General features: G+C 40.3%; 21 protein-coding genes. 13 read left to right on the forward strand and 8 right to left on the reverse strand.

All coding sequences use genetic code 11. From position 1 onward, the window contains the following. Nucleotides 1–538: 538 nt before the first annotated feature. The 5 genes from DC487_RS05525 to DC487_RS05545 form a co-directional block, all read right to left on the reverse strand. Nucleotides 539–1,567 carry a hypothetical protein gene (locus DC487_RS05525; RefSeq protein ID WP_116774911.1) on the reverse strand — a complete coding sequence of 343 codons (1,029 nt, stop codon included), beginning with the start codon at nucleotides 1,565–1,567 and terminating at the stop codon, nucleotides 539–541. A gap of 84 nt (nucleotides 1,568–1,651) precedes the next feature. Further along, a complete protein-coding gene (locus DC487_RS05530) occupies nucleotides 1,652–1,861 on the reverse strand; it encodes a KTSC domain-containing protein (protein WP_116774912.1) in 210 nt (69 codons plus the stop codon). An 8-nt stretch (nucleotides 1,862–1,869) separates the two neighbouring features. Next, a complete protein-coding gene (locus DC487_RS05535) occupies nucleotides 1,870–3,735 on the reverse strand; it encodes an ATP-binding protein (protein WP_116774913.1) in 1,866 nt (621 codons plus the stop codon). Continuing rightward, the gene (locus tag DC487_RS05540) at nucleotides 3,725–4,918 is read right to left on the reverse strand and encodes an SIR2 family protein (protein WP_116774914.1); all 1,194 of its coding nucleotides are present in this window, start codon (nucleotides 4,916–4,918) and stop codon (nucleotides 3,725–3,727) included. The genes DC487_RS05535 and DC487_RS05540 overlap by 11 nt, the downstream gene beginning before the upstream one ends. 28 nt (nucleotides 4,919–4,946) lie before the next feature. After that, nucleotides 4,947–5,174, reverse strand: coding sequence for a hypothetical protein (locus DC487_RS05545; RefSeq protein ID WP_116774915.1), 228 nt, complete (start codon nucleotides 5,172–5,174; stop codon nucleotides 4,947–4,949). 152 nt (nucleotides 5,175–5,326) lie between these two features. On the opposite strand from DC487_RS05545, the gene DC487_RS05550 reads away from it, so the two are divergent. Both DC487_RS05550 and DC487_RS05555 read left to right on the forward strand, forming a co-directional pair. After that, nucleotides 5,327–5,719 carry a helix-turn-helix domain-containing protein gene (locus DC487_RS05550; RefSeq protein WP_116775048.1) on the forward strand — a complete coding sequence of 131 codons (393 nt, stop codon included), beginning with the start codon at nucleotides 5,327–5,329 and terminating at the stop codon, nucleotides 5,717–5,719. 198 nt (nucleotides 5,720–5,917) lie between these two features. After that, the gene (locus tag DC487_RS05555) at nucleotides 5,918–6,148 is read left to right on the forward strand and encodes a hypothetical protein (RefSeq protein WP_116774916.1); all 231 of its coding nucleotides are present in this window, start codon (nucleotides 5,918–5,920) and stop codon (nucleotides 6,146–6,148) included. A gap of 192 nt (nucleotides 6,149–6,340) precedes the next feature. Here the strand turns inward: DC487_RS05555 and DC487_RS05560 are convergent, their stop codons facing one another. Next, a complete protein-coding gene (locus DC487_RS05560; RefSeq protein WP_116774917.1) occupies nucleotides 6,341–7,240 on the reverse strand; it encodes a helix-turn-helix domain-containing protein in 900 nt (299 codons plus the stop codon). A 142-nt stretch (nucleotides 7,241–7,382) separates the two neighbouring features. Here DC487_RS05560 and DC487_RS05565 point away from each other — a divergent pair, with 142 nt between their 5' ends. Further along, nucleotides 7,383–8,096, forward strand: coding sequence for a dihydrofolate reductase family protein (locus tag DC487_RS05565; protein WP_116774918.1), 714 nt, complete (start codon nucleotides 7,383–7,385; stop codon nucleotides 8,094–8,096). A gap of 130 nt (nucleotides 8,097–8,226) precedes the next feature. After that, a complete protein-coding gene (locus DC487_RS05570; protein ID WP_239016324.1) occupies nucleotides 8,227–8,397 on the forward strand; it encodes a hypothetical protein in 171 nt (56 codons plus the stop codon). Between the two features lie 50 nt (nucleotides 8,398–8,447). Here the strand turns inward: DC487_RS05570 and DC487_RS05575 are convergent, their stop codons facing one another. Then, on the reverse strand, nucleotides 8,448–8,672 hold the full coding sequence (locus DC487_RS05575) for a hypothetical protein (RefSeq protein WP_116774920.1): 225 nt from the start codon (nucleotides 8,670–8,672) through the stop codon (nucleotides 8,448–8,450). 169 nt (nucleotides 8,673–8,841) lie between these two features. Here DC487_RS05575 and DC487_RS05580 point away from each other — a divergent pair, with 169 nt between their 5' ends. Then, nucleotides 8,842–9,765: a hypothetical protein gene (locus DC487_RS05580; RefSeq protein WP_133228405.1), complete on the forward strand. Its 924-nt coding sequence runs from the start codon at nucleotides 8,842–8,844 to the stop codon at nucleotides 9,763–9,765. 23 nt (nucleotides 9,766–9,788) lie between these two features. Beyond that, a complete protein-coding gene (locus DC487_RS05585; protein WP_116774922.1) occupies nucleotides 9,789–10,841 on the forward strand; it encodes a glycoside hydrolase family 43 protein in 1,053 nt (350 codons plus the stop codon). Between the two features lie 106 nt (nucleotides 10,842–10,947). Here the strand turns inward: DC487_RS05585 and DC487_RS05590 are convergent, their stop codons facing one another. Further along, complete coding sequence (locus tag DC487_RS05590; RefSeq protein ID WP_207774310.1) at nucleotides 10,948–11,982, reverse strand: glycoside hydrolase family 43 protein; 1,035 nt, start codon at nucleotides 11,980–11,982, stop codon at nucleotides 10,948–10,950. Nucleotides 11,983–12,369: 387 nt separating this feature from the next. On the opposite strand from DC487_RS05590, the gene DC487_RS05595 reads away from it, so the two are divergent. The 7 genes from DC487_RS05595 to DC487_RS05625 all read left to right on the forward strand — a co-directional run bounded on the left by DC487_RS05595 (nucleotide 12,370) and on the right by DC487_RS05625 (nucleotide 23,021). Beyond that, on the forward strand, nucleotides 12,370–15,192 hold the full coding sequence (locus DC487_RS05595; RefSeq protein ID WP_165799022.1) for a TonB-dependent receptor: 2,823 nt from the start codon (nucleotides 12,370–12,372) through the stop codon (nucleotides 15,190–15,192). A gap of 9 nt (nucleotides 15,193–15,201) precedes the next feature. Further along, a complete protein-coding gene (locus tag DC487_RS05600; RefSeq protein ID WP_116774925.1) occupies nucleotides 15,202–16,440 on the forward strand; it encodes a DUF4876 domain-containing protein in 1,239 nt (412 codons plus the stop codon). 18 nt (nucleotides 16,441–16,458) lie between these two features. Further along, the gene (locus DC487_RS05605) at nucleotides 16,459–18,006 is read left to right on the forward strand and encodes a DUF6850 family outer membrane beta-barrel protein (protein ID WP_133228409.1); all 1,548 of its coding nucleotides are present in this window, start codon (nucleotides 16,459–16,461) and stop codon (nucleotides 18,004–18,006) included. 19 nt (nucleotides 18,007–18,025) lie between these two features. Next, nucleotides 18,026–18,880, forward strand: coding sequence for a hypothetical protein (locus DC487_RS05610; RefSeq protein WP_116774927.1), 855 nt, complete (start codon nucleotides 18,026–18,028; stop codon nucleotides 18,878–18,880). Continuing rightward, the gene (locus DC487_RS05615) at nucleotides 18,877–20,073 is read left to right on the forward strand and encodes an APC family permease (RefSeq protein WP_133228412.1); all 1,197 of its coding nucleotides are present in this window, start codon (nucleotides 18,877–18,879) and stop codon (nucleotides 20,071–20,073) included. Before DC487_RS05610 ends, DC487_RS05615 begins: the two co-directional genes overlap by 4 nt. An 839-nt stretch (nucleotides 20,074–20,912) precedes the next feature. Continuing rightward, nucleotides 20,913–21,116, forward strand: a complete 204-nt coding sequence (locus DC487_RS05620) for a hypothetical protein (protein ID WP_116774929.1) — start codon at nucleotides 20,913–20,915, stop codon at nucleotides 21,114–21,116. Nucleotides 21,117–21,263: 147 nt separating this feature from the next. After that, complete coding sequence (locus DC487_RS05625; protein WP_116774930.1) at nucleotides 21,264–23,021, forward strand: hypothetical protein; 1,758 nt, start codon at nucleotides 21,264–21,266, stop codon at nucleotides 23,019–23,021. Nucleotides 23,022–23,326: the final 305 nt, after the last annotated feature.

Genomic DNA, 23,326 nt, shown 5'->3' on the forward strand with positions numbered 1-23,326 from the left:
GGCTCCGGCCTCTTACTTTTACGATGTCACTCATACAGCGAAACCGTCAATTTCACTATGAGTCGATCGTGAGCTCGCTTGCTATTGGATTTTGCTATCTTTGAAGAGATACCTGTCCAATAGGGCGAGTTTCATGTTAGTCTTTGGTGAACCACAGCTTCGGTTGTGGCGGTTCTTGACGGTACCAGTTGCAAAGCATTGAGGCTCGCCCTATTGGCATATACCACACGGAGCATCCGTCTGATTTCTCCCGATTATATCCCAATCTCGCTTTCTCTCCCTGTTTTTTTGAGTTGCATCAATTTCGATTAGATATGATTAAAAATGCTCAAAGGAAAGGAGTGGGGTAAGCTGTCATCATCTTGCAGGTAGTTTGTATCAAGTCACATGTCTAGCAATTACCTATGCATACCTGCAATACCAAAATCTCTGCTCTGCATAGCGGGTTCAGCGCTGTGCCCTTTGGGTTTTTTAGGGTGGGGGAGAGGTTAATGGGACTTATTTTTTACAACTAAATGATTGCTTTACAAAATGGTCATTAAGAAATTTCATTAATTTCTCTTTCTATTAGTCGATACTTATCTTTAACATCTTCACCCTGATAATAATTTAATAGATCCTCTTTTGTTAGTGTCCCGTCTTCTAAGAATTTTTTCAAATATTGCTGATTAAATTCCATTAGTAATATGCTTTTTTCAAGCTGTTTAAGTATCATCTTATTGTTCTCAATGTTATTATGAACAAGATTTTTGATGGCTGTAATCTCACTTATGTCTTTAATGATTCGATTAACTAATATCACCAGCAAATCTTTATCCAGATCTACTTGTCTAGAATTCAAGGCAATATCTCTTGCTAACATATATGCAATGGCCAAATTGGTGTAATCACCCTTTTGCGAATTAATTATTGCTATTAGACCGATGTTTGGTATATAACCAACATTCTCAAATTCCTTAAGCACAGAATTATCAACTAATGAAATGTCAAATACGATGATGCTTATTTTTGCTTCCCGGTTTGCCTGTGCTTCCAGAAGCTGGCTCCAAGCTGTATCTGTTTTTCTTATGAATAAATCTCTAGTTTCAATACTCCCGAGACGCACGCTTTTATCAAATTTACATTCAATGGCGATCTTAAAATTTGAATTACCGTCTACCTCGCAAACAATATCTCCTGTCTTATTTCTTGGGAGAGCTCCTGCGGCATGTCCTGTCAGTAGTGCACGATCCTTCAATCTTTTATCCGAAAAATATTGATTAAGAAAGTCAGCTATTTCATCTTCCGCAAGCACACCTTTGATCGACGACTTATAAAATAGCTCTTTTTTCATATCAAAGATCATTTTCAAACTTTCCAGTTCTGTTCCCAGCTCATTACTGGTTTTTGAAAGGAAAGCAGACATTCGATCTTCCATTAATGCTAAAACCCCGATGTATATGGCTCTAAGCAACTTCTCATTACGTTCCGTCGCAGGAAGATTGTCGAAATAGTTAAAAACGATTTGGTTTTCGATCTCAAATTCCTTTACTTCAAGTCGTTTCAGTTGTTGGTTGATTTTTATCATAGCGTCCAGTTCTAGCTCAAAATAAAATGACAAAAAGAGAGAACTTTTGTTTCTCCCTTTATTATGGTCACTAATGTTGCCGGATTAAATTTTAGAATAACGGTATGTTCCTTTAATATTTTGGGCTAGATATTGTCCTTGTGAATCAGCACTCATTATTCCTTGATAAATTTGGTGAGGGACATCAAAATATTGATAGATTGTGTTATTTAAAAACTCAATCTCTAAAGTTGAAGAATTTTCATCGTATCCAATTGAAGCGATATTTGATGATGTAACAGGTTTTCTTTCCATTTTTATATTTATTTAATTATACGTTCTATCTTTGGGTTTTGTGCTCTCCAAGTTTCAATAAATTCCTTGTAATTAGGGTTTAGTTCCATTTTATTGCCCCATCCTCCTGGCCGAAGTGATTCTTCAGACTTAACTTCATCAAAGACAATTGGATCTTGGCTATCTGGGCGCCTATCTTTTGAGGGAGCTTTTATAAATGTTCTCATAGGCAATTTTACAGCTTCTCCTAAAATTATTGCTTCACCTGTCTTTAAAATCGGTAACATGCTGGTGAGGCCTTCAAGATTATCAGAAACAGTACCAGTAATATGACTTCTATCCGTTGAATTTGATAGTCTTAAAGCGAAGAAAGTTCCACATTGAGAAAGAATTGTAGAATTTATTTCGGATGGTCTTTGGCTCACAATCATTGTTCCTATACCATATTTTCTGCCTTCTTTTACTATTTTTTGAACAATAGAGAGTGCACTTCCTTCAGAATTTAAATAATTATGAGCCTCTTCCATCAGTAATAATAGTGGTCTTTCCTTTCCTCCTTGAGAAAGATTTCGAGACCAAAATAAACCGTCATAGATTATCCTAAGCAGAACGCCAATAATTGTATTCAATATGGTAATTGGAACGCCTGATAAATCTAAGATTGTAATTGGCTTATCACTCCCTATCCAACCTTTTAACAGTTCATCTAAATCTTTTTCTACCTCTCCATCCTGTTTTGGGGTTAAATCTGTAGGTTTGAAAATGAAATCATATCTTGGAATCCTTAATTTTGAACCAAGAGAATGAAGTTGTTGTCCGTTTGTCAAAGGAGATTCATTCTGGTACTGAATTCGGTCTCCATTAGCACCATTTGAATTAATTTTTTTAAAGATGGGAGGAAGCCCATTAATGGGGTCACCTTTAATTTCATTTCCATCCTCATCTAATTCATAAGCCAATGGTTTTCCTTCTTTATCCTGATACAGTTTACCTAAAGTTTGTGTATATAATTCATACCAAAGATGATTTAAACTAAAAGGCACTGGAGAATCAACGTTCAAGGTATCCGTACTCAACCCATCTCTAGGATACTTTTCTAAGCTCTTTCTTTTTTCAGATAATATCCTTTCAAGAATCGTATTGTAATCTTTTTCATTTGAAAATTTCCCAAAGCTAACCTCACAAAGTTCGTCAAAATTTAAAGCCCAAAACGGAAGAAGAAGTTCTTTCTCAGCACTTCCCGCACTTTTATCTGCATTGATCTTGTAAATACTGGCTTTGTCTTTTAAAGCCTGACCATATTCGCCATGAATATCAAAAACTAAAATCCGAGAAGATGGATATTTCTCTGTATCTGATAATGCATTCAATAAGCTTGCAACAGTTGTAGATTTACCAGAGCCTGTGGTTCCAACCACCGCGGAATGCCTTGTTATTAATTTGTTTACATCAACTAACGCAGGAATAGACTCTGCACCGGCTATATGTCCAACATTTACAAAATATGGTTTATCTGGTTGTCCGTATATTCTTTTCAAATCTTGCTCTGAAACTAAATGGACTTCGTCACTTATAGTCGGATATTGGGAAATACCTCTTTGAAACTCACCTGCTCTTTGTCCTTCACCAATTAATTGAATTGTAATCCATCTATTGCCATAGGGTTGATTTGCGACTTGATTTTCGGGGACAGCACCTGCCCCAACTTGTGTAATAATACCATATAGATAATTATATCCGATAGGAATTTTTACAAAACTTCCAATTTGTCCAATTCGATAGCCCTCACCATTAACGTATGTCAAACCCGAGAGAGAATCGTTTACCATTGATACCCTTATGGTTGTACCAGTTACATCTTGGACAGTTCCTAAATATGTAGAATTATTTTTCATCTAATTTACTTTGATTGTCACCTATAAGTGCTTGAAGAAAATTACCTAATATAGAAAAATCTCCCAATTTTAATTGTTGATCTTGTTTACTATAGCAATTTCCCAAATTTTCTACATCTTCAATATGAGCTTGGATTTTCCATTTCCCCCTAGCTGTACCAATTATTGCTTCATCGTAAGCCCATAATGCAAGATTGTTTTGCGTAGCTCGTTCAACAGCTTCCGGATATCTTTCGATTATAGCTCCGTCTTTTTCATAAGTCATTGTATCATATAAAAGCGCAATAGCCATTGAATTTGGGTTAGCTTTTAAAGCACTTATTATAGTGTCGTTCAAATGTTGGTCATTAAATGAATACCCAGTTATAATTAATAGAGAATTAGGCCTTCTTATAAATCGATTTAACTGGTCGATAAGAGCTAAGTATGGCATTTTTCTACTTTGCTCATATTTCAGGTGAGATGGATATATCAAATACGAATCTCCATTTTCCTTTGTCAAACTTGATCTGTAAACTTCTTTGTTTTCTTTTTGAAACCAATTTATTGAACCGTGAATTTTCCATAATCTAGTCCAGTGATTAGGAATTAAATTATCTTCAACTGCACGTAAATCAAAAAATGATTGCTTGGATCCCACAAATCCGTCAAAATAAGGTATCGATAAATTTTCAAATGCTTCTTCAAGGAGTAGATCATAATTGGTAGTAAATACTTCGATAGGTTTATCTCTGTCAATTGAAATCCAATTAGCAAGTTTATGATAAGGGGTATCTTTACCTGGCAGGTTAACCTCAAGCTTTTCAACGATTTTGTTACATATTTTTTTCTCAAGTTCAATTAAGTCTGCATTGGTAAAACCTCTGACAGAATTTCCAATAGATACCTCCTTAAGTCCTCGAAGAAAACTTAATATATCTTCAATATTTTGATCATTTTTATTGGAAAGGATCACTTCCTCAAGTAGTTTGTCATAATTATTTTTCTCATTTGATTTAGACTTTAATTCATCCGCAATAAATTTAGTGAGTTTTGCAACATCGGGAATTAATGGCCATTTACCAACCGGCATCTGAACCGCTAGAGGACAGCCGGCCGAAAGAAAGAAGCCTAATGGTTTTTTGTCTTGGGATAAAGTTTGTCTTAAAAATTTTATATGCTTTATTGGGTCATGAGTTGCCATAGAAACTGTTTTTTTATTTAAAGTATCATTATGCGTTTGTATCCATTCTATTCATCGACTTATACAACCCAGCCAAACCTTCAATAATAGTTTGCTGTTGTTGAATCTGCTTTTGTTGGTTCTTTACGATTTCGTCAACTCGCCAGTACCATAGCAGTACACTACGGAATACAAAAAAGAGTAATATGGAAATAGCTATCGCAGCGAGGAAAGTCAAAACTTCGTTAGAAGAGCTTTGTAATAGAATAATATTCATAGTGATGTTTGGTTAATAATGATCACGAATATAGTCGATTATCATTATATTTGAAATACGGATTCCCGTAATAGAGATAATAGTTTTTTGAGATGCTCGAAGCGTATAAGTTTATTACTATTCATAGTTCTTATTTAGAAAGGGAAATGGTTATGAAAACACACTGGTATTTGATCGAAAGCGAGGCAGATTATAATCTTGCCATCAAACGGTATGAAGAAATTAAACAGTCGAGAAGTGGCTCTGAGGAGCATAAAGAAAAGATGCTGCTAGTTCATTTGATTTCTGGGTATGAAAAGGAAAGTATGGATTTGCCAGATCTGGATCCAATAGAGTTAATCAAGATTAGGATGGACGATCTGAATTTGAAGCCTGTAGATCTCGCAAAAGAGTATGGAGACAAAGGTACAATTAGTAAAGTGCTTAACTATAAACAAGCGCTTTCTATTAACATGATCAGGCTATTCAGCAAGATGTTGAATGTTCCTATTGAATACTTGGCGAAAGAATACGATCTCAAAAGACAAACTTTAATTACTGGTTAGAAGGTTGTTAGAATATATTTTGATAAAGAATTCTGTAGATTTTGTATTTTATTATTCCGAGTAGAATAAATCTACCATATTCCCGTACTTCCCACAAAACCACCTCAGCAAATACCCGAAAGTAGTATAGAAGTAAACTAAAGTCATCCGAGCCTGTTCTTTTATCAAACAGAATTGATAACATAAATACATACTACTATGGCATTTAATACAGGAAACGAAGGCGAAGCAACTAAGAAAATTGAGAAAGTAACCTCATTGATCCCATCTACCGTATTCTTAGCGGCGGCTGGAGCATCGATGGCGATCTCGGCAACTTTGAAATGTATTGGAAAGGATAAATCTGCACTATTTGTCGGTCAATGGGCAGCACCTTTTCTATTATTAGGTATATACAACAAGTTAGTGAAGACAGAGGGGCACGATTAGGAGTGATTGATTTGTTTTATGTAAGAAGCCTTCCCTAGGGAAGGCTTTTTTATGTCTCGGAAATTCCAGATTTTGTGCCATTTGTTAAAGTCGATGGGGCGCGATACAGGCACATGCATTTTTATCTCATACATAATGAAAAAGCTAATTTGCTCAAGAAGTAGCCGTTGCGGCTTGATTTCAAAAAGTCATTTAGGAACCGCCGTTTCGGTAAGTTGAGGGAGATATCCCTACCTTTTTCTTGAATAATCGCATAAAGTGCTGGGGATATTTAAAGCCTAATTCATAGGCTACTTCTGCTATTGTTTTTTCTGGATTAGAAATTAGCTCTTTACCTACTTCAATTACTCTAGATTGAATGTACGCCTGAGCTGAAAACCCAGTTTCCTTTTTTATAATATCACCAAAGTAATTTGGTGATAAATGCAGTTGATTGGCAAAAAATGCAACTGTTGGCAAACCCAATGTCTGCGGATTGTCTGAAGCAAAATAATTGTTTAATAATAGTTCGAACTTTGCTAAGATACTTTTATTAGAATTATCTCTGCTGAAAAACTGCCGGTCATAAAATCTGTTACAATATTTCAATAACAATTCGATAGCTGTTGTTACCAATCCTTTGGTATGCTTATCAGTTCCTCGCCGCAGTTCAGATTGTATGTATTTGAAGCTATTATTGACGAGATCTTTTTCGTCTTCAGAAAGATGCAGTGCTTCATTTATGTTGTACGCAAAATAAGCATACTTATGAATTTCCGTACCTAGAGTTGTATTGCGAATCAGATCCGGATGAAAAACCAATACCCAACCTTGGGCTTCATCTGGCGAAATAGTTGGTTGTCCTTGTACAACTTGCTGAGGTGCTGTAAAAAGTAATGTTCCTTCTTGATAGTCGTAAAAGTTTCGTCCATACTTCATGACACCGCATTCAACTTCAACAAAGTAAATGGTATAAAAGTTAGACACAATCGTAGATATGAGAAATTTACCTACTTCAGAGATATCAATGGCTGAAACTAAGGGATGTAATGTCTTTGCGCCTACAAGTCTATTGTACTCGGCAATTGAATTTATTTTTAAGATCTCTTCCATCGGTTCTTCAGATTACCAATATAAAGATAGTCATTAGGTTATACCTACTTACGATGATTAGTAATAATGGTAGCACAATCCGTAATTTATCTATCAAAATGAATCTCTATTGTCTGGAATTTTGTAGGCATAAATTAATTATATGAATAAAAAAATAACTTGCCACATGATCAGCTCTGTGGATGGACGTTTAAGTACGGATCGGTATACTCCTTTAAGAGGTGATGCTCCTGCATCTTTCTCGAATGATTTGTACCTTAAAAAGAATTTAGAGCAAAATGCAGATGCTTGGATTGTAGGAAGAGTCTCTGTGCAAGAGCTGGCTTACCCTGATTTATTGGACTTTTCTGCTGAGCCCACCACAAAAAACTTTGAAACTTTCGTCGCTGATAGAAAGACAAAAAAAGCGGTTGTCGTTTTTGATTCCAAGGGTATTATAGACTTTACAAGCAATACCATTATGGAAGATGAGATTATCGTTGTTTTGGGACACAATGTATCAGATAAATATCTTTCTTATTTGAAAGAGCGTAATATCTCTTATCTTTTTGCTGGAAAAGATGGATACGATTTGCATCAAGCGATAAAGATCTTGAATGAATATTTTAGTTTATACACCTTTACTTTGGTTGGTGGAGCTACCATTAATGGTGCATTTTTGAAGGCGGGGCTCATCGATGAACTTCTTTTGCAATTATATCCTGGAATTGATGGGCTTTCTAAAATTTCATCTATTTTCGAAACAAACGGTACCGAAGACGAAAAACCTGCTTCAGGGCAATCGTTGGAGCTGATCGATGTTGAAAAAGAAGAATTTGGTATACTTTATTTGCGATACAAATTCCATAAGGGTTAGTAAATTACCTTATGAAATTTAATTAAAAGATACTAGGTTCAGATAAGGATACTCACTTCCTTATCTGGCTTGGCTTATATGCTTTATTGCCTAGTTGATATAGTTTCTCTGGCTTTTCATAGAATTCTCATTGATTCCATCCACCGTATTCTTAGCGGCAGCTGGCGCATCGATGGCGATCTCAGCAACTTTGAAATGTATTGGAAAGGATAAATCTGCACTATTTGTCGGTCAGTGGGCAGCACCTTTTCTATTATTAGGCATATACAACAAATTAGTAAAGACAGAGGGGCACGATTAGGAGTGATTGATTTGTTTTATGTAAGAAGCCTTCCCCTGGGAAGGCTTTTTTTATGTCTCAGATATTCCGGCTTTTGCTCTAGCCAAAACATCGATAAGATTGTCCAGTCGTATCATCACGGCAACACATTTGCCGTTTTTTAGTTCGATTTCCGAACCATTGATTATTCCCTTATCGTCCTTTCGCTCGTGGTATGATACAATCGAGTCTAGATAAATAATGTGCGTTAAGCCTTCGGTATCTTTCACCCGAATGGCGCTTTTTGTTTTCGGCATTTTCTTTAATACATATTGATTAAGCTGAGTAACATGTTATTGCTATATATAGTTTTTTTTGTGTACGTTATGGCAAAAATATGCTATCAACCACGGCAAGCCAGATCTCCAAAAGATTACCTATAACCCCATGATTTTAGGATATAATATCACTATATTTATAACTACCATGAGGAGAAAAAACCGAGCTATTATAAAAGCATACATGGCTTTTACCGTCTTATTGATCAATACCGCAGCCTGTAGCGGACAACAGACTAAGGAAATTTCGAAGGATGACCTGCATATCCGCATAGATCAAGATTCTCTTTTGAGTATTACCTATCAAGACGGTGCATCCATCGAGTCTGGTACTTACGTCGTGCATACAGAGGAGGCGAATAAAGCTGCCCGAGTGGAGTTTAACATCAATAATGAACATCAACCAGATGGTCTGGTACAATTTTATTCCGCAGGAAATATCCTGTTTAAGAAATTTTCGGTCGAGAATGGTTTGTTGCATTATATGAACCATTACGATGTCAATAACGGTCGATTGCAGGATAGTATCTACTTTGCGATGGCAGAGATTCCTGTTTTCGAAGATCAGGTGCCTACTTGGCAAAACTTGCATGTGCAGCACCAGAGAAGCTATTTCAATAACACCAATTTAACTTCACTCGAGATCATCTACGATCAACGTGTGGTGCTGAAAACTACTTTTGACGAATCCAGAAAGACCATAGAACTGTGCACCGACATTTACCAAAAGATGTACCGTGCCAATGGTGAAGTTTCTTCTATCAAAAGCTATGACTGGGGCACGAAACTGGAAAAGTATGAGCAGTATAATCAGCAGGGAACAAAGGTGATCGAAGTGCTGCAATCCGATCTGCATACTGGGCGTGTGCCGTATGAAGGCGGTGGTACGAAAAGGACGCCGAACGAGCAAGATTTCTACCAAAGAACCACCTATTATGATAATGGAAAGCCCGAGCAGATTGAATATTTTAAAGCTGGGAAGGTAACCATAACGCATTATGACAGTGCCGGTAAAGAAACCAAAAAGACCAGCGACTCCTATGATACGCTACCTAGATTAACCATCCTATAACAACTTATTAATTACACGAGATTATGAATAGAATAATGCGTTGCCTATACATTTGCTTTTGCCTGTTTACGCTATTGACTACGCGTCTGTTTGCGCAGCAACCCACAGAAAAGGATATGGCGGCTTACTTGATGGTGTATTTCAAAGATGATACCCATAGTGTGCACTTTGCCACGAGCAAGGATGGGTATACGTTTTCGGACGTGAACGATGGAAATCCGATCATCGCGGGCGATAGCATTGCTGAGCAAAAAGGTATTCGCGATCCCTATATTACGCGTGGTCCGGATGGGCTTTTCTATATGGCGATGACCGATCTACACATTTTTGCACAGCAAAAAGGCTATAGAACGACCGAGTGGGAGCGCGATGGAAAGGAGTTTGGTTGGGGAAATAATAAGAATCTGGTGCTGATGAAATCGGCAGATTTGATTCATTGGACGCATACCCGGATCGCGGTAGATCAGGCTTTTCCGGGTTGGCAAGATATCGGCTGCGCTTGGGCACCGGAACTTATTTACGATAAGCAAAAGGATCAGATGATGGTGTATCTTACCTTGCGGTTCAAAAATGGATTGAGCCAGATGTATTATTCCTACCTCAATCAAGAATGTACGGCATTGGATACGCCTCCGCGTTTACTTTTTCAGCATCCGAAGCATAATATTGCCAATATCGATGGGGATATTACACAAGTGGGCGATCAGTTTCATTTGTTTTATGTGTCGCACGATGGCATTCCTGGCATCAAGCAGGCGGTATCCAATTCCTTGAGCGACAATTATGTGTATGATCCAAAATGGTACGATCCAGAACCGCAGGCTTGTGAAGCACCGACGGTGTGGAAACGGATCGGGGAGGAGAAATGGGTATTGATGTACGATATTTATGGTATCAATCCGCACAATTTTGGATTTAGCGAAACTACAGATTTCCAGAACTTTACCAATTTGGGGCACTTCAATGAAGGCGTGATGAAGACGACTAACTTCGCTTCACCCAAACATGGATCTGTGATCCATCTCACCGCTGCCGAAGCGACGCGATTGGAAAATCACTGGAAAAAGTCCCAGTAAGGTCTAGGTTGCATTGCTGCTTTTAGCTGTCGCAATAACTTTATAAAGCAGGATTGTTGCCCACATATGTGCGAGCAACAATCCTTTTTTATTTTGTCTGTATAGTTTACTTGATGAGCTCATCTGGAATACCAGACCATTTCTTTGCCAATCGGGCGGCTTCTGCTTTGTAGATAGAAATCACACTGCCGTGTCTTGGATGGAAGTTTTTCTCAAAGAATTCGGCGGTCTGACTAAAATTCACCAAATCCGTACTGCGCTGAAAGGCATATTTTCCCGAAGAATACAAATCGTACATCAGGAAATACTCCTCGGAATTATTCAGTTTGAAGAGGCTAGAACCTTCCACCGAAGTCTTTGTGCCGGCATATACATCCAGATAGCGCGGATCTTCTTTCCACGGGCCGAGCAAGGAGTTGCTCGTCGCCTTTTTGATGCCGTTCTCAAATTCTTTGCCATCCGCATCTTTGGTGTTGCCTTTATAAAAGAAGTGATAGACACCGTCTTTTAGAATGATGTCGCCATCTATTCCACCAAAGGTGGGACTAAATAATAGCTTTGGTGTGTCTTCTAATGCCGTGAAATCTTCATTCGCGTACGCGTAATAAAAATCCAACTTCTCATTGGCATACTGCCGTACGGTGAAATACACCAAGTACTTCCCGGCCGAAGGATCATAGATCGTTTGCGGTGCCCAGACCCATTTTACCGATCCAAATTCATTCGGATATAGTTTCGCAAGATCCAGTATAGAAGATTTCCAAGAGATCAGATCATTAGAATGCATGAGTATGATGCCCGGATTGGTTTCCCAGCCATTTTTCTTCGTGTTCATATCGGTGCAGGTCAGGTAAAACCCATCTTGCTGAGCACCTCGCAAAAGATGCGGATCGCGAATTCCTCCGGTACTAGAGATATCGGCCGAATTTATAATGGGTTGGTTATCGTGCAAGGCATACCAATTCAGAGCATCCTGACTTACCGCAAAGCGCAATTGTTCTTGCAGAGCAGGTGATCCCGTACCTTCAAAATAAGCGAAAAGATAACCATCATAGTCTGCAGATGTTGCTTGGGCGAATCCTTTGGCTGCTCCAAGCAGTAAGGTGAAGGTCAATAAGATTTGACTATATATGCTCATCATAGCATGAATAGGTAAATGTATATGAAATGAAGGATAGCTAATGATAGGTTGGGATGCCTAAAACCAGCTATCCTAAAAGTGAATAAGAACATAGCAAGATACATCATGTGAGACAGATGGATGGGGGGTATTTTAAGCTTTTTACTTGTAAAGAATACCCAACATAGCATATCATTTTTTTTGAATCTAATCTTTTATAAGTAATATTCCATTCCCTCATCGACCAGCCTTATTCAGCTCGTAAAGCACATTCAAGTCATCGAAAATTATTTATTGCAACAAAGTTGCTATTGTTGTTTTTGTATTTAACTTTGCGCAAATATGAATGGGGTCATCAAACTTAACCTTAGAAATTATATGTTTTTCGATATTACTTTACGGAGATCTATGCAAGTACTTGCACTTGCCACGATCTTACTATTTAGCGCATATCCGCAGCATGCGCAAGCTCAAAGAAAGGTGGTTGTGGAGGGAACGGTTTACGAGCAATCTGCTGCATCGCAGCCATTAAAGTCCGCGTCGGTGAGTATTCTGCCGTACAATCTAACGGTCAATACCGATAACGAGGGAAAGTTTAGATTTAACAATATCCCCGACGAATCATTCCGATTGGTGATTAGCTATGTCGGCAAAGTCACGCTGGATACTTTGATTCAAAATAGACCAACGCAGCCTTTGATGCTACGTTTAGCCGACAATTCATTCCGATTAGAGAATGTGGACGTAGTGGCCAAACCATCGCAATCGGGCTTGGGATCCACATCCGTCATTAACCGAAATGCTATTGAGCATTTGCAGGCTAATAGTTTGGCCGATATCATGTCGTTAGTGCCGGGCGGCATCACGGTCAATCCAGATCTAAACAATGATGCATCGCGATTGATCAATATCCGATCGGTTGTAAAAGACAAAAATGCGGCGATCGATCGATACATGGATGCGAATGCATTCGGTACATCCATTGTGATGAATGGCTCACCAATCTCGAATAATGCTAATTTGCAAACGCTATCTCCAGTGATGAACGGTGGTGCATCTGCCTTAGGAGGTGGCGCACCACCTCGTGGCGGTATTGATTCCAGATCTATTCCGATGTATAATGTGGAATCGGTAGAAGTGATTCGCGGTGTGCCGGGTGTGAAATATGGAGATCTGGCGTCGGGAGCGGTGATCGTCAATCAGCGCGCAGGAAGACAACCGCTTTTTGTAGAAGCCAATACCAATCCCAATCTGTACAACCTGAGCGCTTCCAAAGGCATCGTGCTAGATGATCGCCGTGGCGCGATCAACCTGGGCGGAAGCTATGCCTATAACACCAATGATCCGGTACAAGCATATCGCTATTATCAACGCGGAACCATTAATGCCTTATACAGCAATTCCTTTTTCAACGAGCGATTGAGTAGTACCACAGGTATTGATTTCCACGTATCCAACGATGGGCGCAGGTTGAATCCAGATGATGAGATCACTAGAACTAAATCTTCGGGCAAGGAAACAGGCATAGCGATCAACAGCATGGGTTCTTATCAAATGCCCGGCACGACTTGGTTGCGAAAAATAGATTATGCCGGTCGTTTATCCTTCAATTCCAAAAAATCGTACTACCAACAGCAATACACAGCGGCAAATGCAGCGTATGGTATGACATATACAGATGGTGCAATCCTAACGAATACGCCTGGCGAAAGATTGTATAACGAAGATGGAGAGCAGATCACGCAGATTCCGCTGGGAGAGGAAGATAAGTACGCGGTGTACTTGCCAAGTACCTATTTGGGTGTGCATCAAATAGAAGGGAAGGAGTTTAGCACCTTTCTATCGGCTACGGCCAACTTTTTTAATCAGATAGGTGGCACACAGCATAGCTGGCTGCTGGGTGGCGATTTCCGATCGGATAAGAACTTTGGTGCAGGTAAAACCTTTGCAGATAGCCTACCGCCATACCGAGATCTTCAATATGTGAACTCTTCTTACCGAAACCGAAAATATTCGGATATCCCAGCAGTCACTCAACTGGGGTTTTATGTAGAAGATAATATGACCACACGGATCATGGATCGCTTGCTACGCGTATCGGCAGGGCTGCGATATGATCGTTTTTCGCAAAATAGATCCATCATTGCGCCGCGCGCAAATGCTTCATTTGAGATCTTGCCCGAAGTGCTCATGATTCGCGCAGGATATGGGGTGATGGCCAAAGCGCCTAGCTTACTGTATCTATATCCGGAGAATGCATACTTCGATTATATCAATATCAACGAAATCCCTACGGGTTCGCCAGATGCGATCTTTATGACTACTACGCGCGCGTTCAACACCGAAAATAGTGCCTTAAAAATTGCCTCCAATCGCAAGCAGGAAGTAGGCATTGATCTTCGCTTCAACAAATCCATACTATCGGTGACCGCATTTAGCGAAAAGTTGAAAAACGGTTATGCGATCTCCCCGACAATTCATTCATTCCGCCCGGTAGAATACAAACAATACGAACGGGTAGGAGATAGCAGGGTGCTGACGGAGATATCGGCAGATCCGGTGCTGGCAAAATTCAATATGCCTAACAACAATATGGCGATTGATAAGCAGGGCTTGGAATTTCAACTGGATCTGGCGCGGATACAGCGTATACGCACACAGTTTAGTGTGTATGGAGCATATATCAAAGAAAAAACCTACAGTACGGATTATACGTTTTATGACGGTCAAAGTGGGGCAGGAGCACAAAGTAGAACACATATTGGGCTGTACCAGCCCGCGATGATCCAGCAAAATGTTAGCTCCGTGGTTTCGACTTTGAAAGCAACGCATAACATTCCAAAGATTGGTTTGGCAATCACCTTGACGACCGATATTATCTGGAACGAATCGGACTGGACTGTGTATGGAAACGATTCTATCCCGCAAAAGTACATCAGTAAATTCGACGGATTAGTGTACGATCTGGATGGTGTAGACCTGAATACACCTGAATTTACTGCGATATCGCGTCCGGTGGTGCGCACCACCGAACAAAGAGAAAGCCTACCGCCGCTCGTGAACTTCAACATCAACCTCACCAAAGATATCAAAGACTTTATGAGGCTTTCATTCTTTGCCAACAACCTGTTTCGGTATTATCAAAATGCGCAGTCGGATCGTATTTCTTCGGTGTATTACCGCCGAAATATTCCCTTCTTCTTCGGGTTCAAAGTTGGTGTCAATCTCTAATATACGGTTATGAAAAACAATACATTTATTCCATTGCTCATCGCTATAGGTGTAGCGCTATGCAGCATTTCCTGTCAGAAAATCACCGATTCGCTGGATACTAAGACCATCGATTATTTAGCAGTCGATATCGAAGCAATCCCCGTGCTGTCAGGAATTTCTTCTACCGAGGGACTTCCCGTTACGTTGACAAATTACACCGAAAAACACCAAATCAGTACTACGCTACAAGCTGGCGTAACGACAATAGATAGCATTATCCCAGGGCTGTACACGATTAACGTAGACGGAGAATTGCTGGTTGGTACTGAAAAATACCTTTTGAAAGGTAGCGTAGCTAATGTATTACTCGTGCCAGGCAATCAACATGTGAAGGTCAATATTGATGGAGCCAAAGTAGGACCGCTTGCTATTAGCGAGATTTTCTACGCGGGTACAGCGCCTTTTTATTTTAGAAATCAGTTTTACGAGATCACGAATAACTCCGATGAATTGGTATATGTAGATGGGTTGCACTTTGCGAATTTGCACCCGACCATTGCGACCACAAATTTGCCGATCTGGCCAGAAGAGGATCAAGGCGCATATACCTACGCACAGCGCGTTTGGAAAATTCCGGGAAAGGGTCGCGATTACCCACTACAGCCGGGCGAATCGTTTACGATCGCGCAATTTGCCGCCAATCACAAATTGCCGCAGTACAACCCCAACTCGCCAATCGATGCCTCGTTATCGGAGTTTGAGTTTAATATGAACAATCCTAGTTTTCCAGACCAACCTGCGGTAGATATGGAGCATGTATTTTACAACGGTCGGGCGGCAAAAGGAACTGTGCCGCAATACTTGACTTCCGTATTTGGCGGCGCTTTTGCCATCTTCCGCATCCCAGAAGATGAAAGCTATGATCCGGTAGGCAATCCGAACTTGCAAACCAGAGATCTGGGAACAACCGGAACAACGCTCTACGCAAAAATCCCACTTCGCTATGTGGTGGATGCTGTAGAGGCAGGACATAATGAAAGCATGTCTGCCGCCAAAAGGGTGCCCACGGTGCTTGATGCCGGCATGACCTGGGTGGGCGCAACATATAATTCATTAGGCGTGCGCCGCAAACGAATTGGACAAAGAGCCAATGGTACGCCCATCTTAATGGATACCAACAATAGTACAGAAGATTTTGAAAGACAAGTCGTACCGCAATTTCGTTACCACGGCCAAGGCATACCTTCTTGGTCACGGGCTTTTTAATAGTTAGATCTTACAACAATGAAAATATACCAAATCTTATTTTTTGCAATGGCGGTTATGGCATTAAGCAAGCCAGCTGTTGCACAGCAGAAGATAAAACAGGTCAGTCCAAATTGGCTAGAAATACAGGATAGCTTAGGATCATGGAGAAATACCGCTAACCCTGCCGGACTGACCCGCGATCAGCCGGTTCAGTTTTCGAAAGTACAGGCAACTTATGATATCGAACAGGGAGACTTTAGAAGGCCGCAACAGGCTCAGAAGATCAATAGCCAATCTATCTATGGGGCGGGTAATACGCAGCTGAATGACTATTACTTGCAAGGATTCATTCGGTACAATCGGCAGTTTCGAGAAGATGCTACCTATAATGCTTCGCTGATCGATCCATTTCGCGATATGCCCTACTATATTATTGATAGCAATGCCAGCGACTGGTTAAATCAATTATATACGATGGGGTTTGACCTCGCCTCACCGGTATTTAAAGACAAATGGACGGCAGGCTTGAGCGTGGATTACCAAGCGGCGAGTGGCGCCAAACAGCGCGACATCCGTGCAGAGAATACGCAGTTTGGCTTGTCCATCAGACCGGGATTGACGTACCAGATCAACGCTAATCACGTAGCAGGTTTTAACCTCCTGTTTGCCACCTCCAAAGAAGAATCGGTAAATAGCAATGTGAATGTGTATGTAGATCAAGGATATTTCATACACTATGGTTTGGGCCATGCTATTCCTTACGTAGGATCGGGTACGAATATGAATTATGAGTCAGAGAAATGGGGTGCGGGGTTGCAATACGAGTACCATGGGCTATGGAATCTTTTGCTATCAACCAATTACGCAATCGCAGCAGAAACAGCAAACATTGGTTTTCTCGCTGGACGTACCCAAGGATCTATATTGACTCGCCAATCAGAATCATCGCTCCGCGCTACGCGCGAAAACACCCTATTTGCGCATCAAATTGTGTTGAACTATGCCTTTAAGCTAGGCGAGGGTACGGAGTATTGGAATGAATTTGTTCCTGGATTGGAAAGCGATGGTTACATCAATCAGCACAAGGCGGTGCGATCTACCTATAGAAATTCATTCGGCGAAGCCGCATACACCTTGATCAAGAAAAGGGAGGGTGGCTACGACTGGAAACTGCGTGGCCAAGCGAGTTATCGCAAGCGGGAAGATCAGTATTTGCTGCCGCAATCCGCATTTGGAATGAGTTATTTGAATTATGCACTGTCATTTGATAAGATGATTAGCAGTGGGAATGCTACCTACACATTGGGTGGCAAGATCGGAAATCAACACAGCCTTTCGGGTGACTATCGCTATGGTGGCCAGCGAGCAGATGAATTGCCCGTGCAGGAATTAATGCGCTCTGATCTGAATTTCCTTACGACAGATTTCCTCAGCATCGAAATACCATTCACCTATTCGCTGCAAGTAGACAATAAACATATACATAATTTCTATGTACAAGCGGTCGGTAGCTGGCTCGATGCCCGATCTACGGAGTACCAAAACCGCAAGAAAATCACCTTGAGTGTCGGCGCTATTTTTTAATCAACTACATCACATAAACATGTTTAGATTTTTATCCCTGTGCGGCCTTGCCTTCATTTTGGCAACCGCTACGTATTCGTGCAAATCTTATTATCCGAGCAATCGCCAAAGTGCAGATCTGGATCCATACTTATTACAGTTGCGCGATTCCATCCTGCAACAAGGTTTGGATGGCGAAGCCTTGTACACCATCTTGGGCAATATAAAGCCTATGAGTAGTGTGGCTGCCTTTTCCTTCCCAGTGGGTAATAAGGATAGCCTTCGCATGCTCGACCAGCATATCGTAAGCCCAGACTCCCTACATCACCTACAAAGACTAGCACAAATACAGCAAGCGGTAAATCTGATGCAATTCGACGATTTACGATTTTTGCTAGTGCCTTACCGCAATGCGTACAGCAAAACACGTATTCTGCAACTGACTGTAATCCGAGTTTCTAAACTGGATAGTTTGTTAGAAGCTCGGGCAGACTTCTTTGGTCAGTACGGATTTACCAAAGGGACAGATCCAGCGGTAGTACTAACCGTCAACGAATATGAAAAGCGTTACGAACGCCTACGCGGATATGGCTATCTGTTTGGCTACCCAAATTATGCCATAGATTTTTTTGTTAAAGCCTTTCATGAGTCGGATTCAACAGGTGTGCATGTAAAGCGAAAATTCTTTCAGATCCCGACTTACTTGCGTAATGAAGGTAATTTCGTGTACGCGTATCCAGAAGATCATCAACCAGATCAACTGGATTCGGCGCTATATCAGCAAGCAAGTGCGGTCTTAGCACAATATAAAGCGCTACGACCCAAATACATGAAACAGGATAGTACGATCAGTGCGCACCAGCTCATTCAACATACGCTGCAAAGACGGAAGTGAAAATAGGCAATAGGGCATACATTGGCGTCTGGACAGGAATTGGCCTCACGTTTTCGAGCATGGTTGGCACAGGTGTATTCACCAGCTTAGGATATCAGATTAGCGAGCATTCTTCCCTATGGTCGATTGTATTATTGTGGGTGATTGGTGGCTTTACCGCTTTCACTGGCGGAATATGCTATTATCAACTGATCAAGCAATATCCCGATTCTGGTGGCGAGGTACACTTTATTAATGAATTGTACGGGAGCAAGCTTTCTATCGTGGTGGCGTTGCTCAGTATCGTATTCGGATTTGCAGCGCCAGTGGCTTTAGCGGCTTTGGCGGTAGCGAGTTATCTCCAGCTGTATGTACCTTTTGCCGCTACACAGATTGCGGTAGTGACAATTATGGCCGTATCTGGGGTACATCTACTCAGTTTGCAGATCAGTAGTATAGCGCAGCGCATCTTGTTTGTCTTAAAAATTGCATTGATTGTGGTTTTTATCTGTGCGGCTATTCCTCACATGGATGTATCAACGAAGACATGGCAGATGTCGGAAAGCCACCTGCAACATATGCTATCAGGAGAGTTTTTTATCGCCTTGATGTTTGTGCATTATTCCTATTCGGGCTGGAATACCTGTATATATGTGTTTAGAGAAATGCGCAATCGTCGCACATTTTATTATTCGCTGTTTATCTCCGTTATTTTGGCTACGGTAGTGTACGTCTTGTTAAACGTAAGCTTTATCTCGGTATCGGGCTTAGCAAATTTGCGCGGTGTCACGGAGGTCGGCCAGCGAGCAGCCAACGATTTATTTGGCGCGCAGGTGGGCGCAATTTTTTCTACGCTGATTGGAATATTGCTAATTGCGAACATTAGTGCTATGATCTGGAGTGGCTCGCGGGTTTCGTTGAAAACGGAAGAAATCCTATGGAAAAGGAGCAATGACAAACCCATTCCTGCAAAACACATCCTGTTATTGATGCTGGTAAGTATCTTGTTTGTGCTTGTTTCTAACTTCGAAAGTCTATTGATTACGACTTCCTTTATACTATCGCTGTCGATGATTTTGGTGATAGGTAGTCTCGTGTTTCATCGTAACCAATCACATTTGAAGCTCCGGATAACCACTCGCTTGTGTGCTGTTTTCTTCTGCATCATCACCCTGGTTTCCAACTTTTATTATCTCTATCATGCCTTCTTTTAGAAGTAATGATAGAGATAGCACGTGTGAATAGAGACCCATGCACAAGAAGATCTGTCATGAAGGATACTTTTAGTAAACACAAATGAAAGAAAGTTATATGAGTTAAATAAGCATGAGCTTAAGAACGTTTTCTTCTCTATCTATTGATTGGATATTTTATAAAGGTCTTGTTTTGTCTTAAAATAACTGTAGGTCAATATGTTGTGATTTTGTATCGCAGTGGGCGAAAATATTGGTCTAATAATTGAAACTTAGGCTGGTATGTTAAGAAAATTACTAATTCTACTCACGATCAGCAGTGTAATGATCATGTGTTTTTCATCGTGCTACACGAATGGACCTCGTCATGGGAGGGCACAATATGGTCATAGCAAACGGATGCATAAAGGTAAACCTAGGAAGCATCAAGGCCCTCGAAAATACAAAAAAGGAAAGCCAAGGCGATCAGGAGTTTCGGAAAATCTAATGCCTCGAAAACGATAACTACGGCTTACTGTGAAACGGCAATACCAGTAAGCCTGTAATGGGCATTCCACTTAAGATCGGCTTCGTAAACGAGCGTAGATCTAGATCTAAAAACCGCTAAGGAAGTATATATATTTCCTTAGCGGTTTTTAGTTTTTGTGTGGTATCGTTTGATTTAAAATCATAATCTTATGCATGAATGACATACATTAGCTAGAAAGTAGATTTTTAACAGCCGGAAAAATGGCCAATTTTAGCATAAATGCTTGTGGCGCTTGACCTACAACTGTGTAGGTTCGTCTAGGAAGACTGCCCCGATGTTCCTAGTATTGTTGTGAAGACAAGTTATTAATTCTCTTAATTAGTAAAATACTATGATCAAAACATCAGATCTCTACAACAACAGAAATCGGAAAACCTATCTAAATCCTGAAATTATGGTTCAAATTATAAATCATGAAAGTTCGATCGCTGCGGGATCAGCAAAAGTAACTGTTGGTGGTACATCGAATAACCATAGCCCTTTTATTGACGACTGGCAAGATGGTGTTACTCGATCATCTGATTTTACTATGTAAAGCACTCTGAGGGTATAATAGTCATATTATAGTGCTAAAACCTTAATACTCAATATTGTATTAATTACTGTGAATCTTATCATTGAGATGCAAACCGACAATTTGAATAGGTTAAAAGAATTAGTGTGTTCATAATTTATTTACTACATGAAATTATCAAGTACAAGCGTACCAAATGCTGTTTATAACATTTCTATCATAGCTAAAGTAGGTATACATTTAATATTTCTAATAGCGATTTTACAGTCTTGCTCTAAAGATGAGAATACTACGTTGCAAACGAATGGTGCCGCGAGTGTTAACATCTCTATTAGTGGAGTAGAAGATGAAAATACCTTTATAATTAACGAATCGGAAGTGGAAGACGAAATAGCGCGTGCCTCAATTGCGCGCACAAACATATTCACTGACGAGAAAGAGACCGTCGTATATGACATTCAAACATTGCCCGAATTTGATGTGTTGAGCGATGTACAAAGTTCCTTACCCTCTTCTTCATCGGCAGTAAATATTATAGACTCTAGTGTGGTGAGTAAGGCTGCCATTGTTGGAACTAAAGCTATAAAAGGATCTTCCAAAGCAGTCACAAGGATGGAGGCACAAACGCGATATCGTATTATATTCTATGAGCAAGGAAGTACTACTGTGGCTTCTAATAACCAAGCAATAGCAGGCACTGCGATGGAGGCTAGTTTAGATGTAGGTAAAACCTATAATTGGTATGCCGTATCGATCAATGCTACTACGGTTCCAAATATTAACAGTAGCGGTGTTATTGCAAGAAGTAGTCTTGCTAACAGGGATGTGTTGTATGCTAGCGGTGTTATTACACCCGTATTTGGTGCTAATACACTACAAATTACTTTTAGCAGAAGAACGGCTAGAATTGAAGTCAATCTCAATGTTCGTGGCATGTTTGGTAGAATTCGGAATAACACTAGTTTAGAAATTGGATGGAGATCTGGTACGACGTTTAATAGTGTCATACAAATGGGGGATTTGAACATTCGAACGGGAAATTATACTAATATCACAAATTCTTCGGCGGTGACCGGAGCCAGTATGACGGCTACGGCAACTAACACAGGCGATGCCGTTAAAAATGCTGTATTTTACACAGTACGCAATAATAATATAGCAAACGGCTCACTAACGGTAAGGTTAAATCGATTGGATCTTACTATGGACGATGGGGGAGTGAGAAGTTTTAATACCGCTACTTTGGTACCCATTTCAGGAGCTATGACACCGACTTACGGGTCACGTTCTGTGATCAATGCACGACTGATTGAATCCGCTATGGCCGTGAATGGAACTCGCTTTGCACGCACTAATTTAATATATGATCCAGCGAATAATCAGGTAGACCGCTACCGCTTCCGACCTCACAATAATTATGCTAGACCGAACTTCAATAACGAATACTGGAGATTTCAAGGAAATACTCCAACTGGACCAACAGGAAACGTTGATCCTTGTCAAAATGTTTATCCAAATAGTGTGTGGAAAAGTCCACGTATTGAGGACTTTCGCGCACTAGGGACCAATGGTCTAGTAACTAGTGGGAATACAAATGGCGTAAGGAAGATAACGAAGCATTGGAATCAAACGGGTAATGCCGCAGGAAATGCTTCTGGATATCCGAGTAATGTTTTGACAATATTATATTTAGGTTTCTATAACGAGAATGGCGTGCTTCAGGAAGATGGGGAGAGATTAGGTTCTGCTTCTAGCCAAGCCTTAGCAGATCACTGGCTTAATACTGCTGCCAATAATACTACCGCTGGAGTAGCACGATATAGAGTGACTCAGTACTCGAATGGTGTAGTCATAAATACAGCGGGTGTAATACTTGCACAATCCCCACGTTCAATGCGTAGACCGATACGATGCCACAGAAGATAAAGCTATTAGTATGAATTATTTTATATCTCTATTCAGTTCAGTTAGCTGCTAGCGAGTTTCTATTAAGGAATTAGATGTTAAAAATTCATACCCGATAAGGATGGGAATCTGATAAAGATTTTCATCCTTCTTCTTTTTTAGCTGAAATAGTAGAGTTCGAGATGGTTGATTTATACTTTACAAGGGGTGAAAATTCCGACATATTACACCATCTTATTTGACCAATTCCACCCCTCCCAAAGCAACTTAGAAGTTGAATATTTGTGGTACTAATTGCTAACAGACCTAAATTTCTACTAAAAATG

Source organism: Sphingobacterium corticibacter, assembly GCF_003076635.1.
GTDB lineage: Bacteria > Bacteroidota > Bacteroidia > Sphingobacteriales > Sphingobacteriaceae > Sphingobacterium > Sphingobacterium corticibacter.